Below are 19,128 nucleotides of genomic sequence, written 5' to 3'. Positions count from 1 at the left end.
TTTTAATTTAAAATTTCATCACATCCTTCACTACTCCATTCTTCTGGGTGTGCTGTAATAATTCAGCCTCAATGAAGGTTTTAATCTGTTCTTCAGATCCGTTACTCGGGAACAGAAGATGAACATTCGCTCCGGCATCCAGGGTAAAGAATAATGGAAGTCCTGTTTCTCTTCTGAAGTCCCAGATTTTGTTGATGACTTCCAGTGTTCCTGTTTTCATCAGGATAAAGGCAGGATCGCTCATCATCATCATGGCATGCAGGGTAAGTGCTTCATGTTCTACCAATTTGATAAAGCTTTCCATATCTCCTTTTTTCAGGATTTCTTTCATGGGAACAAAATTTTCCCTTGCTTCCTGAAATCTTCTCTCTGCATAAGGATTCGTCTTCATCAGACCGTGACCTACTGTTGAAGAAACACTTTTCTGCCCTTCATGAATTAACAGAACCCAATCATTAAAATTCTTGAATACTTCATGAATTTCAGCATTGGGATACTGTACTCCGAACAAATCTGAACTTCCTTCTACCTCATCGGTTTCACCCCACACCACAAGTCCGTTATACAAGCTCCGGCATGCGCTTCCACTTCCTAATCTTGCTAAGAATGAAGCTTTTCTCAAAGATTCTTCTTCAGAAGTTTTTCCTGTAAATGAAACATCCAATGCCATCAGACATTTTGCAATCGCTCCAAATCCTGAAGCAGAACTTGCAATCCCGGAACTATGCGGGAATGTATTCTCTGTTCTGATGATATATTTTCCTTTCAGAATCCATGGAAGATACTGTTCTATATTTCTGAAATATTTTTCAATTTTTTCGGCAAACTTCACTTCTTCATTTCCAGCCAGAAAAGTTTGTACTGAAAAAGGCTCATTCGCAGTAAATTCCATTGAAGTATTGGTCTTACAATGGTTTAACGTGTAGCTGATGCTTGGGTTAGCAGGAATCTGATCAGCATATTTTCCCCAGTATTTAATCAGGGCAATATTAGACGGGCAACTTTCTGAAACCGTTTGGGTATAAATATTGAAATTTTCTTTTCCTATAAAATCCTGTGTTGTCATAGTTTACTTTAAATCATTATTTTGAACCACCCCGTCAAAAATTCTTTGAATTTTTGCCACCCCTCCAAAAGAGGGGAATTTTCACATCTTCAGTTGTAATTGACGTGAAAAGGGAGATTAAAATTTTTAATACATCTTCTCTATAATATCCGCATATTTTTTGATCACCACATTTCTTTTGACTTTCAGAGTGGGAGTAATTTCTCCTGTATTAATGTCAAATTCTGCCGGCATTAGTGTGAATTTCTTCACTTTTTCATAATCTGCCAGGTGGCTCTGTAATTCTTTGATTTTTTCTTTGTAAAGATCGATTACTTTCTCATTTTTTACAGCATCTTCCCAATTGGTAAAAGGAATATTATTTTTCTTAATATAGTCCTGTAAAAATTCGAAATTAGGAACGATCAGTGCTGAAACAAACTGTCTGCCTTCTGCAATCAGCATAATCTGCTGGATAAAATTATTATTGGTCAGAAGGTTTTCAATCTGTTGCGGAGCAATGTATTTTCCGTTGGAAGTCTTCATGAGGTCTTTGATTCTGTCTGTGATGATCAGGTTTCCTTTGTCATCAAACTTTCCGGCATCACCGGTTTTGAACCATCCGTCTTCTGTGAATACTTTCCGGGTTTCTTCAGGTTTATTGTAGTATCCTTTCATGATTCCGTTCCCTCTGGCCTGGATTTCATCATTTTCTCCGATACGCATTTCTACTCCCGGAAGAGGCTTTCCACTGGTTCCATGCTCAAAGTGAGTTAAAGGGAAAAGGGTCAATGTTGCAGTAGTTTCCGTTAATCCGTATCCAACAGTTACGTGAATGCCCACTGACTCAAAGAAACGGGTAACTTCGGGTGACAATGAAGCTCCACCGCAAGGTAAAAACCAAAGTCTCCCACCCATTTTATTTTTAATTTTACTGAAAACCAGCATATCAGCTACAGATTCTTTGAATTTTAATCCAAAAGGAACCGGCCTTTCATTTCTTCTTAATTCTGCGGTTTCCCATCCGGTTTTAAGCGCCCAGTCAAAGATTTTCTTTTTCAGAGCTGAACCTTCTTCCGCTTTTTCAAGAACTCCGGCATATACTTTCTGGAAAAATCTTGGTACTGCACACATGGCAGTAGGTTTTACTTCTTCCAGTGCTTTGGCAACATTTTTCGGATCTTCAAGGAAATACACACGGGCACCACCGTACAAACAAAGTAAACTCCAGCTTCTTTCAAATACATGGCTTAAAGGTAAGAATGCCAGTGAAAGTTCTTCTTCAAAGTTTTTAAACTTAAAAAATTCAAAATGAGAATCGAATGCCTTGATGAAATTTCCATGGGTAAGCATTACTCCTTTTGGAATTCCGGTAGTTCCGGAAGTATAGATTAATGTAGCGGTATCATCATTTTCTTTCTTACAGATCTCCAGCTCCGGCGAGGCTTTTGCGATAAAATCTTCAAGATAAAAACTATTGAACTCTTTCTTGATCCACACTGCTTTTTTAGAAACAATAATGGTTTCAAGATTGTTTTCTTCTTTATGTAAAAACTCAAGGCAGGCATCGTACTGCATCTGGTTTCCTACCAAAACGGCTTTAGCACCGGAATCGTTGATGATATGTTCTGCCTGTTCAGCATTATTCGTGGAATAAACAGGTACTGTAACAGCACCAATCGCCAGAGAAGCCAGATCCATGATCATCCATTCTGATGAATTGTCTGAATAAATCGCCACTCTGTCATTCTCCTGAACTCCGGATTCTTTTAAAGCATTGGCTGTTTTAAAAATAATTTCACTGAATTTTTTCCAGCTCAGCTCTTTCCAGGCATCTTTCTTTTTAAATCCGATGGCCGCTTTTATAGGATGTTTTTCTACATTTTTAAGGATAATTGCCTCTGCAAGATTCATTTCTTCAGCTTTTTGTCGTTAATATAATTGTTCAGGTGAAAGTCTATACTTTCTTTTACGGGAATAAACTGATAGTTCAGTTTTTCTTTGACTTTGTGATTGGAAATGGTGTTGAATGAAGAGATGGCCTCAATATTTGATTTGGTCACCATCCTTAGTTTTGGAATCAGCCATCCGAAAAGGGTGTTGGCTACTCTTCCGATATTGAGTACAGATTGTGAAAGAATTCTCGCATCTTTAAGTCCCAGGCGGGTTCTTACCTGTTTGGCAAGGTCCGCATATCTGTTATTTTCAGCGACAATAATAAAGCGTTCTCCGAAAAGGTTATTTTCCATTAATCCTATAGCCGTATTGGCAACGTCTCTTACGTCAACGTAGGCAGAGCCTCCTGAAAAGGTAAAGCTATTGTCTTCAAAGGTTGAGAAAAGCTCACCGCTGCTTTGGCTCCAGTTTCCGCTTCCTACGATCATGCCGGGATTAATGATCACTACATTCAGTCCTTCTGCGGACGCTCTCCATGCTTCCATTTCGGATAAATGCTTAGAGATGGCGTAGGCAGAATGTTCCAGTTTTGGATTAAAGTCAGAATCTTCGTCCAGTTCTCCTTTTTCATTGAAATTATCAAGAACGGCAACAGAACTTACGTGGAGAAATTTTTTAACGTCGGATCCTTCACAGGCAAACAAAAGATTTTCCGTACCCTTGATATTGGTATGGTACATTTCTTTTTCATCTTTCGGATGAAAACTTACTTTGGCAGCACAGTGATACACCTCATCTACGCCTTGCAGTGCAGTTTTTAAAGAATCGAGATCATCAAAATCTACGTTTACCCATTCAATTTTATTGAAAAAATCGTCAGGATTCTCCGTATAAAAGCTGTATGAATGCTTTACTTCGTTTAAATTGCTGCCCGGCCGTTTGGAAGCACGTACACTTTTCCCTCTTTTAAGAAGTTCCAGTACAATTATTCTTCCCAGAATTCCGGTAGCACCCGTTACAAAAATCATTAATTATTTTACTTGATTGCTGACTAAAATATAACAATATTTTCTATCCGGCAATGCTTCCGGATCGGTAAAAATTATTTGGAAAAACCGTTTTTGCAAATTTGCGATTTTTAAAGCATAATTCAACTTAATTTAACCAATATTATCATTCCGAATACCACAAACCTGAAAATTTAAATCACAAAAGGGTATCCAAGTGAAAAGTCCTGAAAGAATTGACAACTTTCAGGACTTTTTATATTTAAAATTCTTTATTGCTTACGCCATTACCTCATTATTTCTTCTTGGCGCTTTGTCGCAGAGAACATCTGCAATGCTTTTGGAAATAAGGTTTCCATCTGTAAGATTATCCAGCCAGAAGAACTCTCCTGCCGCATTGATCTCGATAAAATAATATTCGTCTTCAGGAGAAACAATCATATCTATGGCTCCATAGTCAACATTATAAATATCAAGCAGTTCAAGCAGTTTTGCTTCTACATCTGCCGGAAGTTCTGTTCTGCTCCATTTATCGATGAGATTAACCCCGTCTTTTCTCCAGTCTATTTTGGCATCTTCAGACTGCTGGGAATCTATTTCGAATGCGTAAACATCTCTTCCCACAATGGTAATACGAAGTTCTTTTTTCTTCTGAATCATCTGCTGAAACTGCATCGGACAATACAGCAATGAATCCAGTTCTTCCAGTTTATCTTCGCCAACAACATTGGTAAACACTACATTTTCTACTCCATCTTCATAAATGGCAAAACCGGTCTGCATTTTAGCCACTACATTCTGATGTTTTACAATAAATTTCCTTGCTTCATCAGGATTATTGGTAAGACAGGTTGCCGGAATGGTGAGACCTAATTTATCTGCAATTTTCAATTGTTCTTCCTTGCTGTCGAGTCTTCTGTAAACACTTGGTTTTCCCAGAGAATAAGCATCCACAGATTCGAAGAAACCAAAAAGGGTATTTCTGATTTCTCCCATAGCCGCACCGTAAAATTTAGAGTCCATTTCTTCCTTTAATCCTTTTCCGATATTGTAGGCTCTTCTGTACCAGATGGCTGAAATATCATCCAGACGATGTTTTGTTTCAGGCGTTTCAAGGTAGCTTACCCATTCTCCGTCCTGGAAAATAGTAGACAGTTTGTTTTGTAATGGATAAACGTCTACATCAAAGCGAATGACTTCACAATTATTTTTTTCAATGTATTCTGTTACTTTTTCAATGGAAAAGTTATCTGCGGTATGGGTAATTATTAAAATTTTATTCATGGAAATTAATTCTTTTGATAAGGTTATCGGCAATTTTTTCTGCAATGGGAAATCCCAGTTCTTTCTGAAGCATACCCCATTCTCCCTGAGGATTGACTTCAAGGAAATAATACGCCCCGTCTCTTCCTTTGATCATATCGATCGCTCCTATATAAAGTCCCATTTCTTTCATCATGTAAGTGAGATTGGCTTTAATAGCATCAGGTAATTCGTAGGCTTCCCAGAAATATCCTTCGCGGGCAACTCTCCAGTCTGCATTTTCACTGTTATTGATTTTTCCTGTGAAAAACTCACCATCTACATACACGATTCGTAATTCATATTGTTTTTCAATATAGGGTTGAAAAATCATCGGACAGTATGCAATATCTGAAAGGTGTTCCAGGGATTCTTCCTCAATAACTGTAGTGGAAATCATATTTTCCCCTGACATTGTTTTTGCGGTAACTCCGTGAAGCTTCGCAATGGCTTTTCCCTGGCAGTACTGATGGAAAAATGTGGTTATTTTTTCTTCATCATTAGAAAAAATGGTTTTGGGAATGGTTAAATTATTTCTTTGTGCAATTTTCAGCTGAAAGATCTTATTACCGTCGATTTTTTTTTCGTTTTCATAAGGGTTGATCCAGGGAATATGTTCTAAAGCCGTTATCAGGTTATACCTCAGGCTGCCATATTCGTTGAGAAAGATTTTTTCATAATCCTGATCCAGTTCTTCGGGTGCACTGATCCTCCAGGCTTTTCTGTGCCATACGCCTTTGATATCATCAGAATGGATGGTATTTCCTGATTCGTCAGTCAATTCAAATGAATCTTCATGAATACTGATTTTCTGAAGATGGTTCAGGCGGTCAGAATTCAGTCTGAAAAAGGGAATATTTTTAGAGGTAAGATATTCGAAAAAGAGATCAATATTATAAAAATCCTGTGAGTGGGTGATGCAGAGAATCATTTGCCGGTTTTTTATTAAAAAGGGAAACTTACTATTTAAGTTTCCCCTATTATTTTATTGAATATTCTACTTATTATAGTGGAATAGTGATTGTATCATCATCACCGTCAGATGGATATTTCAGCGTGTGCATCATATCATCTTTTGGAGAGGTTACCGTGTCTATTGTCGGCTTTGTAATCAAATCTGTTTCAGCAAGTGTGATGTCACTTCCTCCTTTTACAGTTTCGGGATCCTTCACCTGTTTTTCCAGGAATGATGCGAAAAACGGCTTCTTCTTTGAGTTGTTGCTTTTCATAATGTTTTAGTTTTGGTTGGATTATAATTTAGCTTATGCTTGTACATTATCATACTTCTAAAACATCCTCATCACCGTCAGAAGGATATTTCATGGTTACATTATCATTATCAGGCTTGGTAACATTATCCTTAAGAGGAGTCGTGATCTGATCCTGCAGGGCTGTAGTGATCTGATCTGCCAATACGGAAGTAATACCTCCACCTTTTACTGTTTCAGGATCTTTAACCTGTTTTTCTAAGAATGATGCAAAAAACGGCTTCTTTTTTGAATTTTTGTTTTCCATAAGTTAATATTTTTATTGTTTTTTGAAAATCCAAAGTACAAAAATTTCAACTCATGGAGAAATAATATATGTTTTTAATAAAATTTTAACATAATATTAAAAATCAAAGTATAAAATTAATTTAAACCAAGAAATCCCTTAACAACATTTGCAAAATCAACCGGATTTTCTGCCTGCACCCAGTGTCCTGCATTTTTCACCGTCACTATTTTAGCTTTAGGAAACTGCTGCCTGATACCGAATTCATCCTGTGGAAGGATGTAATTGGATTTTGCCCCTGCTATAAACAAGGTTTCACCTTCAAAAACTCCGAATTTGATGGCATTGGAAACAAACTCAGTATATTTTTCAGATAATGTTTTAAGGTTGAACCTCCAGCCCAGTTTTTTATTGTCATCCCAATACAGATTTTTCGTCAGAAACTGCACGGTAGATCTTTCGGGAATATATTGATTCAGGACAGCTTCCACTTCATTTCTTGAAGTTACCGTATTGAAATCAACCGTTTCCAGTGCTTTGATAATCCCTTGATGATGTGGTGGATATGCTTTAGGTGAAATATCTACAACAATCAGTTTTTCAACACGTTCAGGGTATTTTATGGCAAACTGCATCACTGCTTTTCCGCCTAAAGAATGCCCTAAAACATGAGCTTTCTGAATACCATAATGATCCATATAACGGGCAATATCATCTGCAAGGTCATCATGAGACATACTTTCTGAGTGAAAACTTCTTCCGTGGTTTCGAAGATCGATCAGGTGTACCGGAAGATATTCTCCCAGATCCTTTCCGAAACTTCCCCAGTTGTCGAGCATTCCGAATAGTCCGTGAAATACTAGAAGCGGCGTATTCGTTACATTTTCGCTGAATATTTTTGAGTTTAAAATTTCCATATTTTTAGAAGTTAGATGTGAGAAACTAGAAGTTAGATAAATCATGCATAATCTATTTATGCTATTTTTAATATAATTGAAGTTGTACTAACTCCTAATCTCTAACTTCTGATTTCTTATTCATTACCATTTTGCCAGTCTCTTCAGATAAGCCTGAACTGTATTTTCCAATCCCATATAAAGTGCTTCAGAAATCAAAGCATGTCCGATAGATACTTCCAGAAGGTTCGGAATGGTATCTGAGAAATACTTCAGGTTTTCTAAGCTCAGATCATGTCCTGCATTAATTCCCAACCCGAACTTTGTCGCTTCAACAGCAGTGTCGTAATAAGGTTTTATAGCCTGTTCTTTATTGGTAAGATAGTTTTTTGCATAAGCTTCAGTGTACAGCTCTATTCTGTCTGCTCCTGTTTTGGCCGCATATTCTACAAGCTCCGGTAAAGGATCAAGGAAAACAGAAGTACGGATTCCCACTTTTTTAAATTCTGCAATGATCTCTGTAAGGTAATCGAGATGTTTTTTGGTATCCCAGCCGGCATTGGATGTAATGGCATCATCAGCATCCGGTACAAGAGTCACCTGTTCAGGTTTCACTTCCAATACCATATCAATAAAATCCTGATGAGGATTTCCTTCAATATTAAACTCAGTCGTAACCAACGGCTTCAGATCATAGACATCTTTTCTTGTGATATGCCTTTCATCAGGTCTTGGATGGATGGTAATCCCCTGTCCTCCGAATTCCTGAATTTTTACAGCAGCTTCTGTAACACTTGGAGTTTCACCTCCTCTTGCATTTCTTAACGTCGCAATTTTATTAATGTTTACGCTTAGTTTTGTCATTGTTATTTTAGATGTTAGATATAAGATGTTGGAAGCTGGAAGCATGGAGTTGGAAGTAAATCCAGACTTCGTACTTTTATTGGTCTTCCACATTTATGATCATTTAAAAATTTAATTTAAAATTTGGGTTAAAAGAGACTGGAAATATCCACTTCCCTTTTCAATCTTCCTGCTTCTACACTTTCACGCTTACCTGCATCACCTGAAGTTCAAATTCTTTTGAAGCCACCAGTAAATGGTCAAAAATATCGGCCTGTATCTGCTCAAAACGTTCCCATTTGGAATCATTGGCAAAACAGTATACTTCAAGCGGAAGCCCTTGTGGGGTGATCTCCAGCTGGCGGACCATCCGGGTTCCGTTTTTATCAATATCAGGATCATTTTCAATATATTTCTGTGCATAATAGCGGAATACACCGATATTGGTAAGCTGTCTTCCATTCACAATTTTATCTTTATGTACAAGGCTTTCCTTTTCTTTTTTGATCTCTGATGTCCTTTCATCCAGATAATCTGAAATCAGGTTAATTTCCTTTAAACGCTCGACATCTTCATCCGTCAGGAACTTAAAAGAATTGATATTAAAGTAGATTGATTTTTTTATTCTTCTTGTATTGGATTCAGACATCACCTGCATATTCTTGATCTCAGTGGTCATCAGATCATAGGTTGGAATTGTGGAAACCGTTTTATCAAAATTGGTGATTTTAGTCGTCAAAAGATTGATCTCCGTGATATTCCCTTCAATACTATATTTGGGAATACTTACCCAATCCCCTACTTTTAAGTTTTTAGAAGTAGCCACGTGAAGACCTGTAACAAATCCTAAAATAGTATCTCTGAAAACCAATACCAGAACAGCTGTAATAGCCCCCAGACTTCCTACAATAGTGGTTCCTTTGATCCCGAAAATCACACAAAGTCCTACTACTGTAAATATAAAAAGTCCTAAAATCTTTACAGTTTCTGAAATGGCATTAAGTGCCATTATTTTGTAGAAATCCTGTTTAATACTGAAATAATTCCTGAAAGCGGTCAGTGATCTGTAAAGCATTCCCGCTACTATCAAGACCAACCCAAGATTGATACATCTTATAATAAAAATAGTGGTCTTCGGCAGCGCATTTTCCGGAAATATAGATCCCTGGATCCCGGCAACCGCAATCAAAGCAGCAAAATGGGCTACAGAATTGGTGATTTTCGACTGATAAATAGATTTTACGATCGGGAACTTCTGTTCATTATGAAATAACCTGAATACTGAATTGATAATGAATTTAAAAATAAAATCAGTGATTAAAAACAGGACAAGAAGTAAGCTCAGTTTTACAATGATATGAAAAACCCAGTCGAGCCCGGCTGGTGAAATCCGGGTGATATAGATGTAAAGCTGCTCGCTCAGCTCCTGTATAAAGTTTTTGGTTTCTTGTAACTGGTCATTCATTACAGCAAATTTATGAAATTAAGAATCATCATTTTATTATTTGCAATCAATTTTCATCCCAAAAGGTATTCATCAGAAAATATTTAATAAAAATTATAAATCTTCTACAGTCCACCATTACAATTGAAAAATAAACCACAAACAATACATTTAAGTAAAAAAAATTAAAACAAATTTCAATTTTAATGTATTAATATTAAAATTTTATTAAATTTGATTAAAACTAAACCCATCAAAATCAATTAAATATGAAACAAAACTACCTGTTGATCACGCTATGCAGCCTTCTGCTCTTAGCTAATTGTAAAGGAGACGACTCTGTTACTCCCGAAGAAAACCCCACAAAAGTAATATCCACAGGAACAGTGGAAGGCAGAGTATTGGCAAAAAACGGGACCAAACCGATTGGAGGGGCTCTTGTATTTACTACTGACGGCCAGAGCAATGTTTACCATACCTATTCCAATGCTGACGGAAGTTTCAGCTTAACAGCTCCTGAAGGCAAGACAACCCTTCACATTCAGACAGGTGACGGTAAAAATTTCAGAACAGAACTTCCTCTTACCATTAAGAAAGATGAAACAGTTACTGTAGCTGCCACAGATTCAAAATTGGATCAGATAGCAAAAATGGCTTATATAAAAGGGAGCTATGATGAAATTGAAGCCATTATAACCTCACTTGGATATACTGCCACTGAAATTACGTATCAGGATTTAAAAAATATCAATACGATTTCCCAGTATGATATTATTTTCCTGAATTGCGGATCCCGTACTTACCCCCAAACAGGAACTTCCACGCCATCCAATGATACCAGTGTTTATAACAATCTTTCCACCTTTGTAACTAATGGCGGAAGCCTTTACAGCTCAGACTGGGCTTCGGCTTATCTGGTAGGGGGAAATACAAATACTGAAAACTGTAATGCTCCGGGAGGTTTTATCAATGATAACCTTCTTTGTCTGCAGGATACAGGCACAGCCACCACTTATATGGGCTGTAACGTTTCAAACACGGCTTTGGCAACTGCATTAGGATTTAATACCCTGGATATTCAATATGATATGGGCGCATGGGAAAAAATTCAAAACTATGACCCTTTATTCTGGGATGTTCTGGTACAAAAAGGTAACGAACCTCTGATGATAAGAACAGGACATTATACCAATCCCTCAGCCCCACAAACTCCTGTAGGAACTTCTTTAAACAACAACCACATCACCATCTGTCATCACACAGCCAGTGGAAATAACATCACCATTACCATCAACCAGAATGCCTGGAACGCCCATCAGGCACATGGAGATACCATGGGATCCTGCACAGGAAACTCTACCAGCGGAAATATCTATTATACCACTTTCCATAACCACGCAAGCGGAAATATCGGTAAAGCAGGACCGATTCTGGAATACGTAATCTTAAATTTGTAATAAAATTTTATAACTCAGTTCTCAAAGTGGCTTTTTATAAGGCCACTTTTTTTATATTGCATGTATATTTTTTTAAAGAATGGATACAACGATTATTAATATTTTCTGCCTTATTTTATTATTTATAGGAATATTGGGAACTTTTCTTCCTGTATTACCTGGTCTTTTACTGAGTATCTGCGGACTGTTGATCTATAAATTCGGGACAGATGCGGATCTTCCGATGATTTATATATGGGCCTTCGGAATTCTTACGGCAGCTTCTGTAGTGTTAAGCTATGTGATTCCGGCAAAGACCAACAGAAAATACGGGGGCACTCGTTGGGGAAGTATTGGTTCTGTTATCGGAACCATTGTGGGAATATTTATTCCGATTCCATTGGGATTTCTGATAGGAATGTTTGCAGGGGTATTTATTGGTGAATTACTTCACGACAGTAAGGATATGAATAAGGCCTTACAATCTACCAAAGGAGCGCTGATTGGATTCATTTATGGAACCGGATTCAGCTTTGTGGTAGGAGTGGCAATGTTTTTGGTAGTATTACTTGATATGTTCAACATCATTTAATTAAATATAAGAAACTATGTTCCATAAAGCTATCATACTCAGTCTGGGGATATTTGCATTAACAGGATGCGATGCCCAAAAGAAATCCAGAATTAATACAAAAGCCGCTGAAATGTCTGCAGGTACAAAATCAACAAGTCCTGATAATCAGAAAGATGGTATTATCTACCTGAGTGAAGGAGAGAATAAGTTTTTAAGAGAATACCAGATGAATGTGACATTCAAAGGGGTTTCTGAAGACAGCCGTTGTCCTGAAGGAGTCAATTGTATCTGGGCGGGCGTTGCTCTTGCTCAGGTGGAAGTCATGGGAACTTCTACCCGGCCGATGATTCTGAACCTTGCCAGCGGAGATTTTCCGGCAAGAAATTACCACCAGTCGACAGAATTTAATGGTTACACGATTACATTACAGGACATTGCTCCTTATCCAAAATCACAGGACGGAACAAAAGCACTAGCCGGAAAATATAAAATCGGAATTACAATAAAAAAAGCTGAACCATCAGCTGATTCTACCACGAAATAGGCTTCTTCCCTTTGGAAACAAGATACTCATTAATTTTTGAGAAAGGCTTGCTTCCAAAAAAACCTCTGTGCACAGAAAAGGGTGAAGGGTGTGCCGATTTCAGAATAAAATGTTTAGCCGGATCTATGAGTTCGGCTTTTTTTTGTGCAAAAGCGCCCCACAATACAAACACGACATTCTCTTTTTTATCTGAAATTTCCTTAATAATAAAGTTGGTAAATTTTTCCCAGCCAAGGTCTTTATGGGAATTGGGTGAATGCGCACGAACCGTTAAGGTAGCATTCAACAGTAAAACCCCCTGTCTTCCCCAATCATCAAGTTCTTTGGAAGTTCTTACAACTCCCAGATCATCTTTTAACTCAATAAAAATATTTTTAAGGGATGGCGGTGCTGCAACCTGTTCGGAAACAGAAAAGCATAAACCATTCGCCTGATAATCATTATGGTAAGGATCCTGCCCAATAATCACGACTTCAACATCATCAAAAGCAGTAAGTTCCAATGCTCTGAAGATCTGATTTTTTGGTGGAAAAACTTTGGTTGTTGCATATTCATTCTTCACTTTCTCCCAAAGGGTTGTAAAGTATTCCGTACTTTTTATTGGGGCTAAAATTTCTGTCCAGGTCATAGTGCAAAAATAATAATATTAAAATAAGGGCTTACATTATACCTTAAATATCTTTACTTTTCTTTCAATCAGCATATAGGAAAAGTAAGACAGCATTAGTGAAAAAGTGATCAATAAAAGGGTATTAACAAGTGGCAGACCTACTATTATAAAATTCTGATTTTTAACGATATAATGTATAATATACAATGAATACGAGATATTCCCTAAAATATAAACAGGCCTGGTCTCCAAGAACATCTGAAGATAATTTTTTTCACCTGTATATAATTGTCTGATCATCAATGCTGATAAGAATGGAATAAAAACCAGTCCTCTTGTCGTAAACAATAATAGTAAGGATAGCACGAATACAGCATTTACAGGCCAGCGGCCTTTTATTTTAAATTCCGGGAGCAAAGCAACTCCGATTCCAAAAAAATAAGAAGCTATTGTTCTGATTAAAGAATTTACTCCGTAGGGAATATCAAGGTATTTTGAAGATTTCCACATACTGACAGCCCCCTCGTTAAAATACATATCAGGAAAATGTGGAAGTGCCACCCTTAAAAGCAGACCTGCAACAATCAGGATTTCACCACGGATTTTATAGCGAATGATCAGATAGAGCATGAAAGGAAATATCAGATAGCACATCCATTCTGTACTCAGAGACCAATAAACGATATTCAACAGACGGTCTGGATTAAAAAAACACTGTACCAATCCGGCATTGATAAAAAATGTAAACCATGAAATTTTTCCTGCCAACAGAATAATCAAAATCATTGAAATAAAATAAACAGGATAAATTCTATTGACTCTTTTTTTATAAAACGTCACTACTCTTTTAATTTCTAAGTTTTTAAACGTATCAGAATAGGAAACTGTTAGCAGAAAAGCACTTAATACAAAAAAGACATCAACAGCAAGGTATCCTTTTCCTATAATATGCTGAAGAATTTCGTTTTTAAAATCAAAAAAATGAAAAAAAGTCACCCATAACGCCATTACTCCTCTAAGTCCCGTTAAAGATTTTATTTCATTTTTCATATATAATTTCAATCGGCAATAAAGATAAAGAAAAACCAGCTAGATTTGATAAGGGCTGCGAGAGGCTTTTTGTAGTCTGAAAATAATATTATCCGGAAAACCTTCATCCGGCTTTCCTTCCTGCAAAATGAAATGATGTTTCAAAAGAAGTCCTTTTGAGCTTTCATTGAATTTGTTGGTAATGGCTACAATTTCCTGTAAATGCAGTTCGTCAAATCCAAAATCCAGAACGGTCTTCAAAGCTTCAGACATGATTCCCTGCCTGTGGTATTCGGGCAGTAATTCATAACCGACTTCCGCTGTTTTACGGTCTTCAGAAAAATTCCAGAGACAGATGGTTCCGATAAGATTATTGGGCTGATCTTTCAAAGAAATTCCCAAATAGACGGTCTGATTATTTTTAGTTTTTTCTTTAATGGTTAAAATAAACTGGAGTGCATCGAAATTATTTTTCGGTGAATTCCTTAGTACAAACTGATTGATCACTTCATTGCTCCGGATTCGTAAAATATCCTCAACGTGGCTTTCGTTGATATCTCTCAGTAATAATCTTTGGGTTTCCAGTTTCATATTTCAAATTTAATAAAAGAATATCAAGGTTTATTTTTTAGCGTTAAAACTTTAAATCCCGGTTAATTTATTCTGTAAATCTCTCAGATATACGTAATAATCAAAATTCTCATTAAATTTGCACTGTGTATATAGATAAAGAAGATTTAGACGAATTAGAGTTTCCGCAATTGCTCGCGGAAATCTCCCCATTTGCGTATTCTCCGAAAACCAGAGAAAAAATTCTTCAACTTCGTCCGATGGAAATTGACGAGGCGGAACTTTCATTAAAAAAAACGTCAGAATATCTGTCGAGTTTTGAAAGTTCAAATGCGATTCCGTTTGATGAATATGAAGATATTGAAAGTGAGCTGAAATTGATGCTGATCGAGAACTACCGTCTGGAAAATGCTGCTTTCATCAAAATAAAAACCATCACGGAACAGATCGGAAGACTTCAGAAATTCTTCCCAACCATGCCGGAAACGTTTCCTACTTTATTGGAAGAAATTTCTGTACTGGAATTCAGAAAAGAGATCATTGAGAAGGTGGATAAGGTTTTTAACCGTTTTGGTGAAGTAAAAAATGAAGCTTCTCCAGCTCTGAAAGGGATAAGAACTGAAATTCAGCTGGCTAAAAAGGCGATTCAGGAAAATTTCAACCGTGCGCTTACCACGTACGGACAGAGTGACTTTCTGGATGACATCCGGGAAACAATTATTGACGACCAAAGGGTTCTGGCAGTAAAGTCAGGATTCAAAAAAAGAGTTGCCGGAAGAACATTAGGAATTTCCAAAACAGGTTCCATCACATATATTCAGCCGGACAGTGTTGTAAAGCACTATTTCAAACTCCGTGAGAATGAAGAGGAAGAGAAAAAAGAAATTGATAAAGTTCTCCGTAAGCTTACAGCTGAACTGGCAGAATTTCAGCCTCAGCTGTGGAGATATCAGGTGTATATTTTTGACCTTGATCTTACGAGAGCTAAAGCGAAATTTGGTGAACTGATTAACGGCGTTCTTCCAAAAATCAATCATCATAAAACGCTGAGATTAAAAGATGCCTATCATCCTCTTTTATGGTTAAGAAACAAAGTAGAGAACAAAACCATTCACCCTCAAACACTTACCTTAACAGAACATAACAGAATCATCTGTATTTCCGGTCCGAATGCCGGTGGAAAGTCAATTACCCTGAAAACGGTAGGATTATTACAGCTGATGATTCAGAGTGGTATTCTGGTTCCGGTTCATCCAAAATCTGAAATGTTTTTCTTTGAGAAAATTATGACGGATATTGGCGATAACCAATCTATTGAAAACCACTTATCCACTTATTCATCAAGATTGAAGAAAATGTCAGGAATCATCCGTGAAGCAGACGCCAATACGCTATTGCTTATTGATGAGTTCGGTACAGGTTCTGATCCGGAGCTTGGTGGTGCCCTGGCAGAAAGTTTCATGGAGTTTTTCTATGATAAAAAGAGTTTTGCCATTATCACAACGCACTATACCAATATTAAACTGGTGATAGAACAGCTTCCCAATGCCCAGAATGCAGCTATGCTCTTCAATGAAGAAACACTGGAGCCGATGTATAAGCTTGAAGTGGGGCAGGCAGGAAGTTCATTTACTTTTGAAGTTGCAGAAAAGAATAAAATTCCAAGATTTATCATCCATTCTGCCAAGAAAAAGGTAGAGCATGATATTGTGAATCTTGATAAGACGATTGTAAAACTGCAGCAGGAAAAATTTGAGGTTGAGAAACTGAAATCCGATCTTGCCGAAAGAAAAGAATCCGTAGAAGATAAACGCGATAACCTTCAGAAACTGAATGACCAGCTTCAGCAGAAACTTTTCAATTTCCAGAAGCTGTATGAAGAGGAACACCGCAAACTTCAGTTCGGAAATAAGATTGAAGCATTCATCGACAGCTATACCAAAGGAAAATCCAGAAAGGATGTGGTAAAAGATTTTGTAAAGCTTCTTGAACAGGAAAAATTCCGAAAACTGGGAACAGATAAGGATGAATCCAAACGCCTGCAGGTTGTCAAAAGAAAAATCACTCAACAGCTGAAAAAAGAAGAAGTAATTGAAAAAATTGCTGAAACCAATGAAAAACTGGAAGAAAAGCGTAAAACCGATCGTGCTGTATGGATGAAAATCGGACAACGTGTCCGTATTACAGGAAGTACCAGTGTCGGAACCATTGAGAAAATTTCCAGAAACAAAGTGATTGTCAATTACGGAACTTTCAAAACCACAATTGACGCAGATGAACTTGAGAGAATTTAATTAATCTATCCGAAGATTTAGTTACGTAAATACAGAGAGAGCACTTTTCGAAGCTCTCTCTTTTTTATTATTTTTTAATGAAGCTTTTCATTCTCTCTTGTATAAAGGTTTTTAATATATTTGAATTCATAAAGTATTGAACATGGCAAGAAACTTTACTATTCTTTGGATCTTTTATAAAAAAATACAGATCCCCGCCTTATTGTTTTCATTACTTATTTCTTGTTTGCTTCCCTTCAGTATTGAAACATTTGGATTAAGTTTTCTTCTGATTTTACCTGTTCTTCATTATTTTATATATGAAGTAAGGCTTAAAAGCGAATATTACTTTTATGCCAATTCAGGCTTTTCAAGGATCTTTCTCTGGACAGGAACAATAGTATCGGGGATTATTGTAAAAATTATAACATTATTTTTATGAGCAGACTGCATGTTGATAGCGTAACCAAATCTTTTAATGAGAGGAAAATTCTGCAGGATATTTATATAGGATGCGAAACAGGACAAATCATAGGCCTGTTGGGCAGAAATGGAAGCGGGAAATCAACCCTGTTAAAAATTATCTTCGGAACTGAATATGGCGATACTCAGTTTATAAAATATGACAACACTATTCTGAAAAGCATTTCCGACAGAAAAAACAGAATTGCTTACTTGCCACAAGATCTTTTTTTACCCAAAAATATAAAAATAAAAAACCTGGTTCCTCTTTTTTGTAATCAAAAGAATACTGAGCTGCTTTTTACATCAGAATTCGTACAGCCTTTCCTTCATGAAAAGCCTAAAAACCTTTCCAAAGGTGAACAGAGAATTATTGAAACTTTGATGATTATTTATTCTGAAGCTGATTTTGTTTTACTGGACGAACCTTTCCATAGTCTTTTTCCGAAAATTTCTGCAGCATTGAAAGCTGCAATCATTGAACAGTCTGCGTATAAGGGATTCATTATTTCTGACCATAATTATCAGGAAGTTCTTGATATTTCACACCAAATATTTCTTTTGCGTGAAGGCTATCTGAAACAAATACAAGATTTAAATGAACTGCAACGGTATAATTATCTTCCGAAAAGCATTTAATTTATATATTTGAGGGATCAAAAAAATTTCATGATGACTTTCATAAACAAAGTATTCTATTTATCTGCTTTCAGTATCTTATCTGTTGTCTTTGTAAAAGGACAAACTAAAGTTCCTTTTGGAGTGGTAAAAGCTGAGGAAGGATATGCCAACGTACGTGTACATAAAGACGACTACCGAAAAATTGTTGATAAGATCCGTATGCGCAAAGGTGATGTATTTGTTTATGTAAAACCGGCTCCGGGAGAAACAGAATGGATCTGGATCAAATATCCTGAGAAACAGGATGACGACAAGCCTTTTGTGCGTTATGAAACTCTTGATAAAGAAGGAATGGTGAATAAAGGACGTATTGCTTATGTAGACCAGCTTCCCGCCTATACTCCATCCAAATCCAAAAATGGAAGATCCCTTATTTTTACCGATAATTCCGATCCTAAAATCCCTACCGCCCAAAGAAGCAAAGTAGTCATTGATATTTACCCTTCCAATGCAGGATACCGTAAAAAGGAAAAAGATGCAGATGGAAAAATTCTTACGATTGATAAAGTAAAACCATGGGGAATTGGAAATGACCTTCCTGAGGGAATGACCGAAATCAAATCCATCAGAGTACAGCAGCCCGGAAGAGGATCTGTTTTTGTAAGGGAAGCCATCAAAAACATGTTCCAGCCTACCATGGATTTTGAGAACATCGGGGTAACTTCTCTCGACAATGATAATATTTTCCTTTATATGATCAATGGTTCAGGGGAAAACAGATATACAACACTCTGGACAATTAAGAAGGGAAGAGTAATCAGCCAGATTATTTATCATAATCCGGAATAAATTCATTATTTTTGCATTCGAAAAGTTTTTACGCTTATTCATCACAGAAATTGGTTCTGCATCACTGCAGATTAAAAGGGAACCGTGTGAAAATCACGGACTGTCGCGCAACTGTAAAGTAACTGAAGTCTTTATCAAAGATCCACTGTGCGAGGCATGGGAAGGAGATAAATGATGTTACAAGTCAGGAGACCTGCCTTTTTCTTAAACATGTAACTTTCGCGATTTGAAGT

At 36.9% G+C, this 19,128-nt stretch carries 19 protein-coding genes and 1 riboswitch; of the genes, 6 read left to right on the top strand and 13 right to left on the bottom strand.

Translation table 11 applies throughout. The features are described from left to right. Positions 1-7: 7 nt before the first annotated feature. The 10 genes from AC59HC_RS15745 to AC59HC_RS15700 all read right to left on the bottom strand — a co-directional run bounded on the left by AC59HC_RS15745 (position 8) and on the right by AC59HC_RS15700 (position 9,948). Positions 8-1,066, bottom strand: a complete 1,059-nt coding sequence (locus AC59HC_RS15745) for a diphosphomevalonate decarboxylase (RefSeq protein ID WP_395974544.1) — start codon at positions 1,064-1,066, stop codon at positions 8-10. Between the two features lie 126 nt (positions 1,067-1,192). Then, positions 1,193-2,959: an AMP-dependent synthetase/ligase gene (locus tag AC59HC_RS15740; protein ID WP_496558965.1), complete on the bottom strand. Its 1,767-nt coding sequence runs from the start codon at positions 2,957-2,959 to the stop codon at positions 1,193-1,195. After that, the gene (locus AC59HC_RS15735) at positions 2,956-3,969 is read right to left on the bottom strand and encodes an NAD-dependent epimerase/dehydratase family protein (protein ID WP_496558964.1); all 1,014 of its coding nucleotides are present in this window, start codon (positions 3,967-3,969) and stop codon (positions 2,956-2,958) included. Before AC59HC_RS15735 ends, AC59HC_RS15740 begins: the two co-directional genes overlap by 4 nt. A 258-nt stretch (positions 3,970-4,227) precedes the next feature. Beyond that, positions 4,228-5,232 carry an MvdD family ATP-grasp ribosomal peptide maturase gene (locus AC59HC_RS15730; RefSeq protein WP_496558963.1) on the bottom strand — a complete coding sequence of 335 codons (1,005 nt, stop codon included), beginning with the start codon at positions 5,230-5,232 and terminating at the stop codon, positions 4,228-4,230. Further along, positions 5,225-6,181, bottom strand: coding sequence for an MvdC family ATP-grasp ribosomal peptide maturase (locus AC59HC_RS15725; RefSeq protein ID WP_411413942.1), 957 nt, complete (start codon positions 6,179-6,181; stop codon positions 5,225-5,227). The genes AC59HC_RS15730 and AC59HC_RS15725 overlap by 8 nt, the downstream gene beginning before the upstream one ends. Before the next feature lie 73 nt (positions 6,182-6,254). After that, positions 6,255-6,479, bottom strand: a complete 225-nt coding sequence (locus tag AC59HC_RS15720; RefSeq protein WP_110010111.1) for a microviridin/marinostatin family tricyclic proteinase inhibitor — start codon at positions 6,477-6,479, stop codon at positions 6,255-6,257. 49 nt (positions 6,480-6,528) lie between these two features. Beyond that, a complete protein-coding gene (locus AC59HC_RS15715) occupies positions 6,529-6,765 on the bottom strand; it encodes a microviridin/marinostatin family tricyclic proteinase inhibitor (RefSeq protein WP_202838953.1) in 237 nt (78 codons plus the stop codon). A 116-nt stretch (positions 6,766-6,881) separates the two neighbouring features. Beyond that, positions 6,882-7,661, bottom strand: a complete 780-nt coding sequence (locus AC59HC_RS15710) for an alpha/beta fold hydrolase (RefSeq protein ID WP_496558962.1) — start codon at positions 7,659-7,661, stop codon at positions 6,882-6,884. Between the two features lie 123 nt (positions 7,662-7,784). Then, positions 7,785-8,504: a pyridoxine 5'-phosphate synthase gene (locus AC59HC_RS15705; RefSeq protein ID WP_202844327.1), complete on the bottom strand. Its 720-nt coding sequence runs from the start codon at positions 8,502-8,504 to the stop codon at positions 7,785-7,787. Between the two features lie 175 nt (positions 8,505-8,679). Further along, entirely contained in the window at positions 8,680-9,948 is a 1,269-nt protein-coding gene (locus AC59HC_RS15700) for a mechanosensitive ion channel family protein (protein WP_202838951.1), read from the bottom strand. Between the two features lie 248 nt (positions 9,949-10,196). Here AC59HC_RS15700 and AC59HC_RS15695 point away from each other — a divergent pair, with 248 nt between their 5' ends. The 3 genes from AC59HC_RS15695 (at position 10,197) to AC59HC_RS15685 (ending at position 12,481) form a co-directional block, all read left to right on the top strand. After that, complete coding sequence (locus tag AC59HC_RS15695; protein ID WP_202838950.1) at positions 10,197-11,384, top strand: carboxypeptidase-like regulatory domain-containing protein; 1,188 nt, start codon at positions 10,197-10,199, stop codon at positions 11,382-11,384. A 79-nt stretch (positions 11,385-11,463) separates the two neighbouring features. Further along, on the top strand, positions 11,464-11,955 hold the full coding sequence (locus tag AC59HC_RS15690; RefSeq protein WP_343640118.1) for a DUF456 domain-containing protein: 492 nt from the start codon (positions 11,464-11,466) through the stop codon (positions 11,953-11,955). 16 nt (positions 11,956-11,971) lie between these two features. Continuing rightward, positions 11,972-12,481: a hypothetical protein gene (locus AC59HC_RS15685; protein ID WP_343640120.1), complete on the top strand. Its 510-nt coding sequence runs from the start codon at positions 11,972-11,974 to the stop codon at positions 12,479-12,481. On the opposite strand, the gene AC59HC_RS15680 is transcribed toward AC59HC_RS15685, so the two are convergent. From AC59HC_RS15680 to AC59HC_RS15670, 3 genes are read right to left on the bottom strand one after another with little or no spacing between them, the layout of a single operon-like run. After that, positions 12,468-13,109, bottom strand: a complete 642-nt coding sequence (locus tag AC59HC_RS15680; protein ID WP_227942919.1) for a uracil-DNA glycosylase — start codon at positions 13,107-13,109, stop codon at positions 12,468-12,470. The two genes, AC59HC_RS15685 and AC59HC_RS15680, sit on opposite strands and share 14 nt — an antisense overlap. A 36-nt stretch (positions 13,110-13,145) precedes the next feature. Continuing rightward, on the bottom strand, positions 13,146-14,141 hold the full coding sequence (locus tag AC59HC_RS15675; RefSeq protein ID WP_202838946.1) for an acyltransferase family protein: 996 nt from the start codon (positions 14,139-14,141) through the stop codon (positions 13,146-13,148). A 39-nt stretch (positions 14,142-14,180) separates the two neighbouring features. After that, on the bottom strand, positions 14,181-14,711 hold the full coding sequence (locus AC59HC_RS15670; RefSeq protein WP_496558961.1) for a GNAT family N-acetyltransferase: 531 nt from the start codon (positions 14,709-14,711) through the stop codon (positions 14,181-14,183). A gap of 125 nt (positions 14,712-14,836) precedes the next feature. Between AC59HC_RS15670 and AC59HC_RS15665 the strand changes: the two genes are divergently transcribed. The 3 genes from AC59HC_RS15665 (at position 14,837) to AC59HC_RS15655 (ending at position 18,895) form a co-directional block, all read left to right on the top strand. Then, positions 14,837-16,984 (top strand): endonuclease MutS2, encoded by a 2,148-nt coding sequence (locus AC59HC_RS15665; protein WP_202838944.1) that lies wholly within the window; start codon positions 14,837-14,839, stop codon positions 16,982-16,984. Positions 16,985-17,401: 417 nt separating this feature from the next. Further along, positions 17,402-18,064, top strand: a complete 663-nt coding sequence (locus AC59HC_RS15660; RefSeq protein ID WP_496558960.1) for an ATP-binding cassette domain-containing protein — start codon at positions 17,402-17,404, stop codon at positions 18,062-18,064. Between the two features lie 30 nt (positions 18,065-18,094). Then, positions 18,095-18,895 (top strand): hypothetical protein, encoded by an 801-nt coding sequence (locus AC59HC_RS15655; RefSeq protein ID WP_202838942.1) that lies wholly within the window; start codon positions 18,095-18,097, stop codon positions 18,893-18,895. A 34-nt stretch (positions 18,896-18,929) separates the two neighbouring features. Then, a riboswitch (cobalamin riboswitch) is annotated at positions 18,930-19,110 on the top strand. The last annotated feature ends 18 nt before the right edge of the window (positions 19,111-19,128 follow it).

Source organism: Chryseobacterium sp. DZ-32 (assembly GCF_059587025.1).
The sequence above is the reverse complement of the archived record's forward strand: the minus strand, read 5'-3'. Positions and strand labels throughout refer to the sequence as shown.